The organism is Aeromonas sp. R7-2 (assembly GCF_040908105.1).
Lineage (GTDB): Bacteria > Pseudomonadota > Gammaproteobacteria > Enterobacterales > Aeromonadaceae > Aeromonas > Aeromonas caviae.
The window spans coordinates 132,787-146,109 of sequence record NZ_JBFODC010000026.1; the positions used below are offsets into that span (position 1 = coordinate 132,787).

A 13,323-nucleotide genomic window follows, 5' to 3' on the forward strand; every position below is an offset into this window, starting at 1 on the left:
ATGGCAGTGTTAAAAGCAACGGGTCTGCAAAAGAGCTACAAGCGCCGCATGGTGGTCAGCGATGTGAGCCTGGAGGTGGGAACGGGCCAGATCGTGGGCCTGCTCGGCCCGAACGGCGCGGGCAAGACGACCTCCTTCTACATGATCGTGGGCCTGGTGCAGCGAGATGCCGGCCTCATCACCATCGACGAGCAGGACATCAGCCTGCAGCCCATGCATATCCGTGCCCGCAATGGCATCGGCTATCTGCCCCAGGAGGCCTCCATCTTCCGGCGCCTGTCGGTGTTCGACAACTTGATGGGGGTCATGCAGACCCGCAAGGGGTTGAGCCGCGAAGAGCGGGAGGATAAGGTCGAACAGTTGCTGGAAGAGTTCAATATCACCCATATCCGCGACAGCCTGGGTCAGAGCCTCTCGGGTGGGGAGCGGCGCCGGGTGGAAATCGCCCGGGCGCTGGCGGCAGAGCCGAGATTCATTCTGCTCGATGAGCCTTTCGCAGGTGTTGATCCTATTTCAGTCATCGATATCAAAAAGATCATCCAGCATCTGAAAGAACGCGGGTTGGGTGTGCTGATAACGGACCACAACGTCAGAGAGACGCTGGATGTGTGCGAGAAGGCCTACATCGTCAGCCACGGCAAGATGATTGCCGAGGGCGCGCCGGCCGATATCCTCGCCGATGAGCAGGTCAAGCGCGTCTATTTGGGCGATCAATTCAGTCTATAGTAAGGGGGCACCCCTCATTTTTGTTAGGTGACTGCCTCGCTGAACATAAGGATATCCCGACGTAGATGAAGCCGACATTACAGTTGCGTCTCGGTCAGTCCCTGACCATGACGCCACAATTACAACAAGCGATTCGTCTGCTCCAGCTCTCCACCCTGGAACTCCAGCAGGAAATTCAGCAAGCGCTCGACAACAACCCCTTGCTGGAGCAAGAGGAGAACGAGGCGCAGGAAACCAGTCAGGCAGAGACACAGGACGCCAGTCAACTCGACTCCAGCGATGCCATGGCCCAGGAGAGCATGCCGGATGAACTGCCGGTGGACACCACCTGGGACGAGGTCTACTCGGCCGGTACGGCCCAGAGTGCAGGCCCCATCCATGACGGGGAAGACAGCGTCTATCAGGGGGAGACCACCGAGAACCTGCAAGACTACCTGCTGTGGCAGATGCGGCTCACCCCGTTCAGTGATGTGGATGCGGCCATCGCCCTTGCCATCATCGATGCCATCGACGAATCCGGGTATCTGACTGCCACCCTCGAGGATATTCAGGCTGCAGTCAGCAGCGAGGAGGTAGAAGTCGAACTGGATGAGATCGAAGCCGTGCTCAAGCGGGTGCAGCATTTCGATCCGGTCGGCATCGCCGCCCGTTCGGTGCAAGAGTGTCTGCTGATCCAGCTCGGCCAGTATTCGCCGGACCTGCCCTGGCTCGACGAAGCCAGAGAGGTGATCCGCGAACACATGGACCTGCTCGGCAATCGCGACTACCGCACCCTGGCTCGCAAGACCCGCCTCAAGGAGAGCGATCTCAAGGAGGTGCTGGATCTCATCCAGCAACTGGAGCCCAGACCCGGCAACGGCATCATCCAGAGTGAATCCCAGTACGTGATCCCGGATGTGTCCGTGGTCAAGAAGGGCAGCAAGTGGGTGGTTGAACTCAATCCGGATTCTGCTCCGCGCATCCGTGTCAACGAGGCCTATGCGGCCATGGCGCGCAATGCCCGCAGCAGCACGGATACCCAGTTCATCCGTTCTCATTTGCAGGAGGCCAAGTGGTTCATCAAGAGCCTGGAGAGTCGTAACGACACCCTGCTCAAGGTGGCCAGCTGCATCGTCGAGCAGCAGCAGGGCTTTTTCGAGTACGGCGAAGAGGCCATGAAACCCATGGTACTCAACGACATCGCGGAAGCGGTGGAGATGCATGAGTCGACCATTTCACGGGTCACGACCCAGAAGTACATGCATACGCCCCGCGGCATTTTTGAACTGAAGTTTTTTTTCTCCAGTCACGTCAATACGGAGGGAGGAGGAGAGTGCTCATCGACCGCTATTCGCGCCCTGATCAAGAAGCTGGTGACGGCGGAAAACCCCGCCAAGCCGCTTAGTGATAGCAAGATCGCGGATTTGCTGGCCGAACAGGGTATTATGGTGGCGAGACGCACGATCGCAAAGTACCGTGAATCCTTGTTGATCCCGCCATCCAATCAGCGCAAACGCCTGGTTTAGGCAAACAAAAGGAAGACGTTATGCAAATTAACCTGACCGGACACCATGTCGAGATTACCGAAGCTCTGCGTGATTATGTGAACAACAAATTTGCCAAACTCGAGCGTCACTTTGACCATATCAACAACGTACACGTGGTGTTGAGCGTCGAAAAACTGAACCAGATCGCCGAAGCCAAGCTGCATGTCAGCGGGGGAGAGGTGTTCGCCAATTCGCAGCATGCCGACATGTATGCGGCGATTGATACCCTGCTGGATAAACTGGATCGGCAGATCATCAAGCACAAAGATAAGTTAAATCAAAAATAACTATGCAACTTGAACACATACTGAGTCGGGACTGCACCAAGAGTGCGGTCCCTTGTACCAGCAAGAAACGCGCGCTCGAGATCATCAGTGAACTGGCCGCAGAGCGCCTCGGCGCTTCCCGCCAGGTCCTGTTTGAAAGCCTGCTGGCGCGAGAAAAGATGGGCAGTACCGGGATCGGAGCCGGTATCGCCATCCCCCACGGCCGGATTGACGACGCCTTCGCGCCGACCGCCGTGTTGATGACCTTCTCCGAGCCCATCCCTTTCGATTCTATCGACAATCAACCGGTTGACCTGCTCTTTGCATTGCTGGTGCCGGAAAGCGAGTGCAAGCAGCACCTCAAGACTCTTTCCCTGATGGCATCCAAACTGGGTGACAAGGCCGTCTGCCGCCAGTTGCGCCAGGCGACCAGCGACGAAGAACTCTATCAGATCATGACGTCGGCCTGAGGCCGGGTCTGACACAGCCACGTTGGCGTGAGGGGACAAGATGCAGTTAATAGTAGTAAGCGGTCGTTCGGGCTCCGGCAAGACGGTGGCCCTGAGGGTGCTCGAGGATCTCGGGTACTACTGCGTGGACAACCTGCCGGTCAACCTGCTGCCCCAGTTGATCGTGTCGGTGGAGAGCCAGTATGACAAGCTGGCTGTCAGCATCGACGTGCGCAACCTGCCTGCCCAGGCAGACAGGCTGGAGAACCTGCTGAGCCAGGTGCGCAACGAGGGGCGAGTCAAGTTTTCGAGCTTCTTCTTCGATGCGGACAACGCGACCCTGCTCAAACGCTACGGTGAGAGCCGCCGTCTGCATCCTCTGTCCCGCAACAAGCTTTCGCTGGACGAGGCGATCCGGGAAGAGACCCACCTGCTGGCACCGCTCTCCTCGACCGCCGACCTGCGCATCGACACCACCAACCTCAGCATTCACGATCTCAGCGAGCTCATCAAAACCCGGGTGCTCGGCAAGAAAGAGAACGAGCTGGTGCTGGTGTTCGAGTCGTTCGGCTTCAAGTACGGCATTCCCAAGGATGCGGACTTCGTGTTCGACGCCCGTTTCCTGCCCAACCCGCACTGGATCCCGGAGCTCAAGCCCTTCACCGGCAAGGATGAGCCCGTGGCCAACTACCTCTCCAGCCAGCCGGATGTCATGCTGTTCATCCAGCAGATCGAGAATATGCTGGGGACCTGGTTGCCCCACTTGGAGCGCAACAATCGCAGCTATGTGACCGTCGGGATTGGCTGTACCGGCGGACAACACCGCTCGGTGTTCATCGCCGAACGGCTGGCCAGCGCATTCCGCTTGCTTGGCAAGAACGTGCAGATCCGCCATCGCACGTTGGACAAGCGTTCAAACCCCGCCTGACAGATCCACAGGATGCTCAGATGACCGTTTCCGCCTCGGTAGAAGTCAAAAACAAGTTAGGCATTCACGCGCGACCGGCCATGATGCTGTTCGAGCTGGTGCAGGGGTTCGATGCCCACGTGTTGCTGCGCAACGAAGAGGGGGTCGAGGCCGACGCGGACAGCGTGATCGGCCTGCTGATGCTGGACTCCGCCCAGGGCAAACAGGTGGAGGTGCAGGTGGAGGGCCCCGAAGAGGTGGAGGCCCTGGCCGCCGTGGTGGCGCTGTTCACCTCGGGCTTCAATGAGGAGTAATACGCCTCGGCGTGCTCAAGGTGCGCTGCGAGCCAGCGCCTTGAAAGCGGCAAAATCCCGACAAGCCAGCAGACTTCTGCTGGCTTTTTCGTTCATCAGTGCCAGAAACAGATCATAAAGTCCCATGGCTTCCTCATAATCCGCCTTGGCGATGGCCAGCACGAAGATGAGGGTAGCGCTCTCGCCGTTGCCCCAATCGATCCCCTGGGGGGCCAGCACGGTATAGACCAGGGTGCGGCGCGCCAGCAGGCCGAGGGAGTGGGGCAGAGCGATGCCGTCCCCCAGCATGGTTGAGACAATTCGCTCCCGCTCCTGCAAGGATCCCCGGAATCCGCTCTCCACCAGATCCTCCGCCTCAAGCTGGCTGCAGATGCGATCAAACAGCACCCCCTGGCTGATGGGTTCATCAAGCACCATGAAGTGGTCGGCATCGAAATACTTGTCGAGCAGATAGGGACGGGTGCGATCGACGAGCACCAGCTTGCCGAGCTGCTCCAGCTGGTACTGAGTCGGGAAGGGGGAGACCTGTACCACGGGAGCATTCTTCTCGCTCACCTTGAGGGTGCTGATGACGAAATCCTGCTCGATCCGCGCAAGCCCTTCGTAATCCCGTACCGACTCCAGCGTGGTCAGCTGCAGTTGGGGGTATTCCCGCCGGATGCGTGCTTCCAGCACCCGGAAGGTGGCGTTGCCCGCATCGCACAGCAGCAGCGCCTGGGGGCGCCGGGTGTAACCGATGTCGTAGTGGCGCTCCAGGCCGACCCCGATGTGGATCACCAGGTAGCCGATCTCGTGATGGGTCAACCGGTAGGGGGTCTGCCTGATCCACTCAGAGATGGCCGCCAGGGTGATGTCGTAGGCGAGGGGGTAATACTGCTTGATGTGGTCCGCCAGGGGATTGTGGCTGCCAATCTGGTATTTGACTCGCAGCAGCATGGCGCCGATATGGGTCTGCAGGTCGGCTCGCAATTGCGGGTCGCCGCGCAGGTCATAGGGGTAGTGGTGGTGGATGTAACCCAGCAGGTGCGTAGTCAGCTGCTCGCTCTCGGCCGCCATGGCCGGGCTGAGCAGGGGCGTCTCTGCAGTGAGGCGAGCCTGGATCTGGATGGCGAGACAGGCGATCTCTTCCTGCCCCGGTGACGTCAGGGTTGGCAGCTCGGCATAGATGTCGCGGGCCACCACTGCCAGGGGTGGGGTGATGTCGTCGCTGGCAAACTGGCGCAACTCGTGGCCAGACGCCTGGCGAAGCAGTGCGACGGCACAGTAGACGGTGACTTGCTGCAGGCTCTCGTCGGCCAGGCGCAGCTGATGGCGACCGAGTTGCTCGTGAATGTGGTTGCCCACTACCTCCAGCGTCTTGCTGGGACAGAGGGTGGGCAACAGGCTCTGGAGCGGATGCTGGTGCAGCAGCTCCTGGCAGAGCAGTTGGGTGAGGCAGGCGCGGATCGCCATCTCGCTTCCCGCAATGCGCATCCCCACTCTGGGTTTGCTGTCGATGGTGAGCCCGAAGTGGGCGAGCCGCTCCCGCACCTCCGTCATGTCCCCTTGCAAAGCCGCCCGGCTCAGATACCAGGTGTCCGCCAGCTCGTCGAGTTTGATCCCCTGTTCCGCCGTCAGCAGCAAGACCTGGAGGTGCAGCACCCGCTCGCGGCTGGTGCGAGGCAGGGGGCTCTCCTGCCCCTGGGCGGCCAGCAGCGCATCGAACAGTCCCTGATTGTAGATCTTGAGCTGGTAGCCGCTGCCCCGCTGATGGATCAGGTGGGCGCCCCGGGTGGCGATGAGCTCGTTCAGGGTCGCCACGTCGGTACGCACCGTGCGGGTGGAAACATTGAGACGGCGGGCCAGCTCCTCCTGTGGCAGAGGCTCGGCGTGAAGCAGGGCGAGCAGTTGCTGGAGTCTGGGGTGGGGCAGCTTGGTCATGAGGGGTGGGGACTCCTGTCGCGGATGGTGGGGCGATGTTAACAAGGGGGTCATTAACAAGCCAGGCACCGCCCAGTGATCGGACCGGTGCCTGTGGGGTTGCTATGCCAGCAGTGCCTTCACCATGGCGAGGAGGGTACGCACATCCTCCGGCCGGGTCTGGCCACTGACACTGTCGATGATGGAGCTGTAGACGTGGGGGATCACCTTCTCGACTCCTGCCTCCAGCGCGATCCGCACTATCTCCTCGAAGTTCTCAAGATCGATGCCGCCGGTGGGCTCCAGCCAGAAGCCGTGGCGGGCACAGGCCTCGGCCACAGCCTGATACTCGGCGCGGTAGGCGAGTCCCCCCATGGGGAAGAACTTGACCGAGCTGCCCCCCATGTCCTTGAGCAGGGCAATGGCGGTATCGATGGGGACGATGCCATCGGGCTGCTGACTACTGAGGGGGCCAGTGGAGATCTTCACCATGCCGGGGGTGCCGGTGGGGGAGACAAGGCCATTGACCAGGGTATCAGCTTGACCGAGCAGCGCCCGGCTGGCCCCGACCCCGGTGAACACCTGATTGACGTGCTGGGGCTGCAACTGGCGGGCCAGCTCGGCCACCATGGCGGACTGGCGCGGATCACCGGCTCCCAGCCCGATGGAGAGGGCGTTGTCGATGAGCTTGGCGTAGGCCTGCATGTCGGCGACGGCAGAGGGAATGTCCGGGTAGTTCTTGGAGAGCACACCGACCAGCACATGACCCTCGGCGGCCTCATAAATGTCGACGGCATTCTCTTTGGAACCTGCCAGCACGTTGAGGCAGACCCGATCGCGGTAGTAATTGGGGGTAAGAGACATCAGTTGTTCTCCTGAACGAGGTGGGCAATGGCGGAGTGGATCTGGTCGAGCTGGGGCACGGTGACGCTGCGCACGTCTATCTCGATGTGCCCCTCGTTGGCCTTGTAGCTGCGGCAGTAGATGGCGGGGGTACCCTGTTGCAGACGGGAGACCACTTCCGCCGTGGTCATGCCGATCTGCTGGTGGTCGAAGGTGATGTCGGTGCGGGCGATGTCGCGCCCCGCGCTGTCCCACACCACCTTGGCGGTGACGCCGGGCAGCTGGTTGAGGCGCTCGATGAGGGGGGTCATCTTGGCGACCATGGCGGCGCCGCTCTCCTTCTCTTTGGCCAGATAGCGTTCGATGGCGTGAGTGAGGCCGAGGATCCCCTCCTTGCCCACCTTCATGGCACGGCCGATGCCGTTGGCCTGCTGCTTGACCCACTCCACATACTGACGCCTGCCGAGCACCAGGCCGCTGGTGGGCCCTTCGATGGCCTTGGCGCCGCTGTAGATGACCAGATCCGCACCCTGGTTGTAGTAGAGACGCAGATCCTCTTCGGCCGCTGCATCGACGATGAGCGGGATCCCGTGGGCCTTGGCCACCTCGGCTGCCTCGGCCACCGACAGAATGCTCTTCTGCACGCAGTGGTGGGACTTGATGTAGAGGATGGCGGCGGTATTGGCATGGATGGCGGCGGCCAGCTGGGCGGGTGAGCACTCGTTGGCGTAGCCTGCCTCCACCACCCTGCCGCCCCCCAGGTTGACCATGGTGCCGACGGGGGCACCAAAGTTCACGTTGTGGCCCTTGGGCAGCACGATGTCGCTCGGCACGTCGTGGGCATGAGCATGCAACTGCTCGAGGCGATAGGGGTCGCCGCGCACGATCACGGCGGCCACCGACTGGGCGATGCCGGCGCTGGCGCAGGAGACCACCACCGCATCTTCAACGCCCAGCAGTTCGGCCAGGTAGGCGCCGGTCTTGTTGACCAGATCCTTCACCTCAAAGTAGTGGCCGAGGCCGAAGTTGACCGCATCGACCACCTCCTGCTCGGGGGTGGATACGCCGAGGATGGTCATGCGCCCGGAGGCGTTGATCACCGGTTTGAGCCGGTATTTCTCATACACAGAAGGCATGGTGTGATTTCCCGTAGTGAGTCAGAACCAGTTCGCCGCCCACCAAGGCAGCGAGAGGGAGCAGTTGCCGGTCACCGCTGCGGGCGCCGGCCTCGGTATCGGTAAAGAGAGTGGGGCCGCAGCTCACCTCGAACAGGGTGATGTCTGCATCGGCGCCCACCTCGAGTCGCCCCTTGCCGAGCAGGCGCAGGGCATCGGCGGCCTGGTGAGTGACGCAGGCGAGCACCTGCTCCAGGGTCATGCCGATGGCGAAGAACTTCGACATCACGTGGGCCAGACTGTAGACGGGCCCCTTGATGCGGTTCTTGCAGTAGATGTCTGAACTGATGGTGTGGGGCAGGATCCCCTGAGCAATGGCCAGCTCCGCCACTTCGAAGCTGAAGCTGGCGCCGCCGTGGCCGATGTCGAGCAAGAGCCCCCGCCGCATCGCCTCACGCACCGCCTGGCGCAGTTCGCCGGCCGGGGTCAGGATGCGGTTGGGCTTGCCGTTGAAGCAGTGGGTCAGCAGATCGCCCTCCCCCAGCAGGGCGACGATCTCGTCCAGATCCGGCGGCGTGTTGCCCACGTGCACCATCAGCGGCAAGTTGCCATTGGCCTGCTGGATCTGCTTGGCCATGCGCAGGGGTTGCAGACCGCTTTCACCCACCACGCTGCCGCTCATGCGCGCCTTGATGCCGACGATGAAGCCGGGATGGCGCCGGATGGCCGCTTGGGCGAGGACGGGATCGATGTCTGCCGGATCCGCCAGCTCGTTCTGACGCAGCAGACCGATGCGGGAGATGTTGAGCAGGGCATGCACCCGGGTCTTGCAGGTGGCGGCGAGACGCTGGAAGTCGTCCACATCGTCGGCTCCGGTGCTGCCGGCGTCGATGACGGTGGTGACGCCGGATTCCACGCCCACCTTGTCCGGCTCATCGTGATAGATGGGAGAGGCGGGGTAGCAGTGGGTGTGGCCGTCGATCCAGCCGGCGCTCACATGGACCTGCCCGCCCAGAGTGAGGGTTTGCTTCGCCTCCGTGCTCCCTGGCAGCGAACCCAGCGCCGCTATCTTGCCATGCTTGATGGCGACGTCGACAAGCTGCCCGTTTCCCAGGCGTCCCGCCCTGATGATCATGTCGTACATGCTGATATCCCTCTTGGAACCTGCTTGTGCTCTTACTGCGAGGCCGCTTCCAAGGCTCATATGCTGCTCGCGTATTTGTAACCAGGAGTTCTCACGTCTATCCATACGCTCCGGCCCCTGTGCTGCTCTTCACCTTGCTGACGACCTTTCGCGGCAGAGCGCAAACAGGTTCTTGAATGCCGCCGAAGAGACGGCCTTGGATTAAGCCAGGGCGATGGGGAAGAAGGTCCCGAACAGCATGGCCCCCAGAATGGCGCCGCCCGTGATGGGCTTCTCCCAGATGTAGAACAGCAGGGCACCCAGCAGGGAGCCTATCCCGATGGGAATGGAGGCGCCCATGGCGGAGAGGATGATGAGGGGACCGAGGAAGCGGCCGGAGCTGTTGCCAGCCCCCATCATGACGTCCGCCCCGTAGGTGGAGTTGCTCTGGTTGATGGTGAACTTGCGCGCCAGGATGATCACGTAGCCGATGGCCATCCCAATCCCCATGCCGGTGATCAGGGAAGCGGTGAAATTTTCCACCGGATAGACAATGCCGGCCCCCAGCAGCAGGGCGGGCACCCCTAGGCCGACTCCGGTCTGGATGGCGCCGCCGATGTCGAGGATCCCCACCAGGGAGCCCTCGATGATGCGGGCGAACAGGAAGCTGGCACCGAAGGCGGCGACTGCACCATAGGCCCCCGTGTCCATACCGGCCTTGAGCATGGCAACGAAGGCCACCTCGTTGAAGGCGCCGACCCCGTAGAGGTAGAACATGTGGGTACCGGCGAAGACGCCGGAAGAGAGCAGACCGACAAAGATGGGGAAGGACCAGTCGGCATACCAGAAGTTGTTTCTCAGTTTCTCATCCATGGTGTGCTTCCTTATTTGCCGCTCATGAGGTTGTGGACGTTTTCCAGCCACAGGGGAACGCCCAGGTGGAAGGATTCAATGAGTTTCATGTCAAAGCCGCGGAAGAAGCCGCTCAGCACGAACAGCAGGACGATGGCACTCATCATCACCTTGGTGACGTGGTTCCAGCCGCTCTCCTCCACCCCCTTGCCGATCAGGATGCCAAGCACCAGGCCCGGTACCGCGTTGCCCATGATGAGCTGGGCCAGACCGCCGAAGATGGTGGCCCAGAAGCCGGACTTCTTGCCTGCCTCGATGGCGGCCAGCCAGAAGATCACCGGCATGACGGTGTTGACCAGCAGGTTGGCGGCGGGCACCAGCACCTTGACCGCGGTCACCTGCAGGGCGGCAGGTACGGCGGCGGCCGTGCTGTTGAGGAAGGCGACCACGATGGCACCAATGATGCCGCAGGCGATGGCCATCTTTTTGGGATCATGGAGGGTGGTGGCGAGATCCCGGTTCTTGATCATCAGGGTCGCTGCACCCCAGTTCGGCAGGATGCGGTGATCCACGTCCTGGGTGAAGGCGCCGGCCGCGACCGTGGAGGCCCAGGCGTTAAAGAAGAAGCCCAGACCGAACGAGAAGTGGGAGGCGGGGTCCCCTTCGCAGGAGTTGAGCTCGCCCAGGGTACGGAACGCGCCCATCCCCTGTACGGTCGGGGCGTGGAACATCCGCGCCGCGCCAGCCCCCACCCCGACGCCTACCAGGCCGCCGATGATGAGTGACTTCATCAAAATGATTAGAAACATCCAACTTGTCCTTTTGGTTGTGGGGTCAGGCCCGGGTGAAATCCACCTTGTCGACATCCAGGCTGATGACCTTGACGGTGATCGCCAGCCGGACCCGGAACTCGTGGCGCTGGCGTGGCAGGAAGAAGAACAGGAACTTCTCCACCCGTACCGACTCCTCGGCCTCGAGCACCTCGACCTCGAGGGGTTCGATGCGCAGCATCACCTTGGGGCTCTCCTTGAGCAGGCTGGGTTGCACCTGGCTGAGGGCTGCAGCGAACGCCTGCTGGCGAGTCGCCCCCTTGCCGTTGACCGTGATCCGGGTGGTGAAGTGTTCTTTCATCAGGTGCGCCCGTGTTTCTTGGCGAAGGCTTCGATCAGCTTCTGGCCCAGCTCTTCCTTGTCCATGAAGCCGAAGCCCAGTACCACGCACCCCTCGTTGATGGCGGTGACACCCTCTTCGATGGATCGCATGCCGTAGCGGCACTTGTAGCCGTACTTGGTCTGGGCCGTGATGGCGCCCGCGCCACCGCTGCCACAGAAGGAGATGCCAAGGTCGGCCTGCTCCTTGTTCATCACATCACCGAGCTTCATGTCGGCGGCCATGCCGGGGATGACGGTCACGGTGGCGCCGGCGGCTTCTGCGCCTGCCCCCACTTTCTGACCCTTGCCGAGACGATCTCCAATCACGAGTTTGATGGCAGTCATTTAGCTTTCTCCTTTTACTGAGCTGAGTTCGTTTTCTTTGGCCACTTCAAAATGGACGGACAAGAGGTGCGCCTCCTCGTATGCGAGGCGGTCGAGCCAGGCGACGACCTGTTCGGCCAGGCGCAGGGAAAGGGGGGAGATCTCCTCGAACAGGCTGAGGTCAACCTCCGGCAGGGATTCCCCGCTGTAGGAGCGCCACACCATGGCCTTGACGTGGGAGGCCAGCATCTGTTGCTGCACGTCGTTGGGGCATATGCCCTGATCCGCCAGCAGGTTGTGAATGCGGGCCAGGGTCAGGTCGGTCTTGCGCAGCAGTGCCGGGCTGTCCGGGGTCAGGGGGGCGTCATGGGTGTCGGTGTTCAAGGTCTGCTCTCCAGGCTGGCAGAAAGGATGGGATCACCATAAAGCGGAGGAGAGTGCGGGAGGAGGCAGGTTTTTTCCGATTCGAAGTGGAAATCCGGAGGAAAAGGCATCAAAAGAAGCCCTTTTGGCGATCAAGAAGAGGAAAGGAGCGGACTGGCGGCAAGGGAGTGTGATCGGTGGCGCGTTTTGACGGCGCCTTCGCCCGATTGCTCATTGGCCCAATGTGTGAGCTGTCTCACGCACAGGTGGGAGCCGGAGGAAAGCGGGCACAAAAAAGGGCCCTGTCGGGCCCTGCGAGGATCCGCCCCTCAGGTGGCGGGTGCCGCACTGCTGGTCGGCAGGGTCTGATTCTGGTAGCGCAGGTCCTCTTCGATGATGACATCGACGTCCAGCGGCTTGCCGTTGCGGATCACCGAGATGGTGAGCTTGGTGCCGGGGCGGCTCTCGACGATCTTGTCCATGACGGGACGCACGCCGGTGATGGCCTCTCCGTTGATCTTGAGCAGCACATCCCCACGTTTGAGACCGGCCTTGGTGGCTGGGCCATTGGGATCCAGGCTCTCCACCACCAACCCCTGCAAGTCCCCCAGGTTCAGCATGCGCGCGACGATGGGATTGATCTCGACGCTGGAGATGCCGAGGTAGCCGCGGATGACCCGACCGTTGGCGATCAGCTCGTCCATGATGCGCTTGGCCAGCTTGTAGGGGATGGCAAAACTGATGCCATAGCTCTCCTGATTGCCGTTGAGGTGGTAGGCGGCGGTATTGATACCCACCAGATCGCCACGGCCATTGACCAGGGCGCCTCCGGAGTTGCCCTCGTTGATGGCGGCATCGGTCTGCAGCAGATCCTGTCTGCCATTGCTGTCCGGCCCCATGCTGGAGAGGCCGATACGCCCGGTGGCGCTGATGATGCCTTGGGTGATGGTCTGGCCGACGTTGTAGGGGTTGCCGATGGCGAGCACCACGTCTCCCACGTCCGGCAGACGATCCGGGTCCTGCGGGATCACCGGCAGGTTGTCCGATTCGATGTAGAGCACCGCCAGATCGGTCAGTTTGTCGGTGCCGACCAGCTCTGCACTGAATACCCGACCATCTTGCAGGGCGACGATGATCTGGTCCGCATCGGCGATGACGTGATAGTTGGTGAGCACGTGACCGCGCTGGTTCATGATGACGCCGGACCCCAGCCCCTGGGGTCTGAGTTCGGCTTTTTCACCGCGATTGCCGGCGAAGCTGCGGGTGTAGATGTTGACGACGGCAGGGCCGGCACGATGGGCCGCGTAGGAGAAGCTCAGCTCGCGGGCATTGGTGATGAGGCCCGGCAGGGGGGCGCCGCCGCGAAAATTGGGAAACACCAGCAACAAAAGCGCAGCCATGGCGAGGCCAAAGCCGACGGACTTGCCCAAGTAGCTGATCAGAGGTGGGATTTTCATGTCTTTCT

Annotated in this window: 16 protein-coding genes; 6 read left to right on the forward strand and 10 right to left on the reverse strand. The window is 61.7% G+C overall.

Annotated features, from left to right (window positions below):
* From lptB to npr, 6 genes are all read left to right on the forward strand, one after another.
* Entirely contained in the window at positions 1-726 is a 726-nt protein-coding gene (gene lptB, locus AB5Y47_RS11360) for an LPS export ABC transporter ATP-binding protein (RefSeq protein ID WP_010675872.1), read from the forward strand.
* Positions 727-791: 65 nt separating this feature from the next.
* Entirely contained in the window at positions 792-2,231 is a 1,440-nt protein-coding gene (locus tag AB5Y47_RS11365) for an RNA polymerase factor sigma-54 (RefSeq protein WP_041211850.1), read from the forward strand.
* Between the two features lie 20 nt (positions 2,232-2,251).
* Positions 2,252-2,539, forward strand: coding sequence for a ribosome hibernation promoting factor (hpf, locus tag AB5Y47_RS11370; RefSeq protein WP_005305957.1), 288 nt, complete (start codon positions 2,252-2,254; stop codon positions 2,537-2,539).
* 2 nt (positions 2,540-2,541) lie between these two features.
* Positions 2,542-2,988, forward strand: a complete 447-nt coding sequence (gene ptsN / locus AB5Y47_RS11375) for a PTS IIA-like nitrogen regulatory protein PtsN (protein ID WP_010675870.1) — start codon at positions 2,542-2,544, stop codon at positions 2,986-2,988.
* A gap of 40 nt (positions 2,989-3,028) precedes the next feature.
* Positions 3,029-3,895: an RNase adapter RapZ gene (gene rapZ, locus AB5Y47_RS11380; RefSeq protein ID WP_010675869.1), complete on the forward strand. Its 867-nt coding sequence runs from the start codon at positions 3,029-3,031 to the stop codon at positions 3,893-3,895.
* Positions 3,896-3,915: 20 nt separating this feature from the next.
* Positions 3,916-4,188, forward strand: a complete 273-nt coding sequence (npr, locus tag AB5Y47_RS11385; protein WP_010675868.1) for a PTS phosphocarrier protein NPr — start codon at positions 3,916-3,918, stop codon at positions 4,186-4,188.
* Positions 4,189-4,203: 15 nt separating this feature from the next.
* Here the strand turns inward: npr and AB5Y47_RS11390 are convergent, their stop codons facing one another.
* From AB5Y47_RS11390 to degS, 10 genes are all read right to left on the reverse strand, one after another.
* Complete coding sequence (locus AB5Y47_RS11390) at positions 4,204-6,108, reverse strand: transcription antiterminator (RefSeq protein ID WP_103244145.1); 1,905 nt, start codon at positions 6,106-6,108, stop codon at positions 4,204-4,206.
* 102 nt (positions 6,109-6,210) lie between these two features.
* Positions 6,211-6,951, reverse strand: coding sequence for a KDGP aldolase family protein (locus AB5Y47_RS11395; protein ID WP_049637180.1), 741 nt, complete (start codon positions 6,949-6,951; stop codon positions 6,211-6,213).
* On the reverse strand, positions 6,951-8,066 hold the full coding sequence (locus tag AB5Y47_RS11400; protein WP_049637181.1) for a DgaE family pyridoxal phosphate-dependent ammonia lyase: 1,116 nt from the start codon (positions 8,064-8,066) through the stop codon (positions 6,951-6,953). The genes AB5Y47_RS11395 and AB5Y47_RS11400 overlap by 1 nt, the downstream gene beginning before the upstream one ends.
* Positions 8,050-9,189, reverse strand: a complete 1,140-nt coding sequence (locus AB5Y47_RS11405; protein WP_049637182.1) for an amidohydrolase/deacetylase family metallohydrolase — start codon at positions 9,187-9,189, stop codon at positions 8,050-8,052. The genes AB5Y47_RS11400 and AB5Y47_RS11405 overlap by 17 nt, the downstream gene beginning before the upstream one ends.
* A 201-nt stretch (positions 9,190-9,390) precedes the next feature.
* Entirely contained in the window at positions 9,391-10,041 is a 651-nt protein-coding gene (locus AB5Y47_RS11410; protein WP_041211843.1) for a DUF4310 family protein, read from the reverse strand.
* 11 nt (positions 10,042-10,052) lie between these two features.
* The gene (locus AB5Y47_RS11415) at positions 10,053-10,829 is read right to left on the reverse strand and encodes a DUF4311 domain-containing protein (RefSeq protein ID WP_049637183.1); all 777 of its coding nucleotides are present in this window, start codon (positions 10,827-10,829) and stop codon (positions 10,053-10,055) included.
* A gap of 25 nt (positions 10,830-10,854) precedes the next feature.
* Positions 10,855-11,151, reverse strand: coding sequence for a DUF4312 family protein (locus AB5Y47_RS11420; protein WP_049637184.1), 297 nt, complete (start codon positions 11,149-11,151; stop codon positions 10,855-10,857).
* Complete coding sequence (locus AB5Y47_RS11425) at positions 11,151-11,516, reverse strand: SFCGS family glycine-rich protein (RefSeq protein WP_049637185.1); 366 nt, start codon at positions 11,514-11,516, stop codon at positions 11,151-11,153. Before AB5Y47_RS11425 ends, AB5Y47_RS11420 begins: the two co-directional genes overlap by 1 nt.
* On the reverse strand, positions 11,517-11,879 hold the full coding sequence (locus tag AB5Y47_RS11430) for a transcriptional regulator (RefSeq protein WP_041211840.1): 363 nt from the start codon (positions 11,877-11,879) through the stop codon (positions 11,517-11,519).
* A 308-nt stretch (positions 11,880-12,187) separates the two neighbouring features.
* Positions 12,188-13,315, reverse strand: a complete 1,128-nt coding sequence (gene degS / locus AB5Y47_RS11435) for an outer membrane-stress sensor serine endopeptidase DegS (protein ID WP_010675858.1) — start codon at positions 13,313-13,315, stop codon at positions 12,188-12,190.
* Positions 13,316-13,323: the final 8 nt, after the last annotated feature.

Coding starts and splice junctions, on each gene's coding strand:
- lptB (WP_010675872.1), top strand. CDS start 1: ATGGCAGTGTTAAAAGCAACGGGTCTGCAAAAGAGCTACAAGCGCCGC.
- AB5Y47_RS11365 (WP_041211850.1), top strand. CDS start 792: ATGAAGCCGACATTACAGTTGCGTCTCGGTCAGTCCCTGACCATGACG.
- hpf (WP_005305957.1), top strand. CDS start 2,252: ATGCAAATTAACCTGACCGGACACCATGTCGAGATTACCGAAGCTCTG.
- ptsN (WP_010675870.1), top strand. CDS start 2,542: ATGCAACTTGAACACATACTGAGTCGGGACTGCACCAAGAGTGCGGTC.
- rapZ (WP_010675869.1), top strand. CDS start 3,029: ATGCAGTTAATAGTAGTAAGCGGTCGTTCGGGCTCCGGCAAGACGGTG.
- npr (WP_010675868.1), top strand. CDS start 3,916: ATGACCGTTTCCGCCTCGGTAGAAGTCAAAAACAAGTTAGGCATTCAC.
- AB5Y47_RS11390 (WP_103244145.1), bottom strand. CDS start 6,108: ATGACCAAGCTGCCCCACCCCAGACTCCAGCAACTGCTCGCCCTGCTT.
- AB5Y47_RS11395 (WP_049637180.1), bottom strand. CDS start 6,951: ATGTCTCTTACCCCCAATTACTACCGCGATCGGGTCTGCCTCAACGTG.
- AB5Y47_RS11400 (WP_049637181.1), bottom strand. CDS start 8,066: ATGCCTTCTGTGTATGAGAAATACCGGCTCAAACCGGTGATCAACGCC.
- AB5Y47_RS11405 (WP_049637182.1), bottom strand. CDS start 9,189: ATGTACGACATGATCATCAGGGCGGGACGCCTGGGAAACGGGCAGCTT.
- AB5Y47_RS11410 (WP_041211843.1), bottom strand. CDS start 10,041: ATGGATGAGAAACTGAGAAACAACTTCTGGTATGCCGACTGGTCCTTC.
- AB5Y47_RS11415 (WP_049637183.1), bottom strand. CDS start 10,829: ATGTTTCTAATCATTTTGATGAAGTCACTCATCATCGGCGGCCTGGTA.
- AB5Y47_RS11420 (WP_049637184.1), bottom strand. CDS start 11,151: ATGAAAGAACACTTCACCACCCGGATCACGGTCAACGGCAAGGGGGCG.
- AB5Y47_RS11425 (WP_049637185.1), bottom strand. CDS start 11,516: ATGACTGCCATCAAACTCGTGATTGGAGATCGTCTCGGCAAGGGTCAG.
- degS (WP_010675858.1), bottom strand. CDS start 13,315: ATGAAAATCCCACCTCTGATCAGCTACTTGGGCAAGTCCGTCGGCTTT.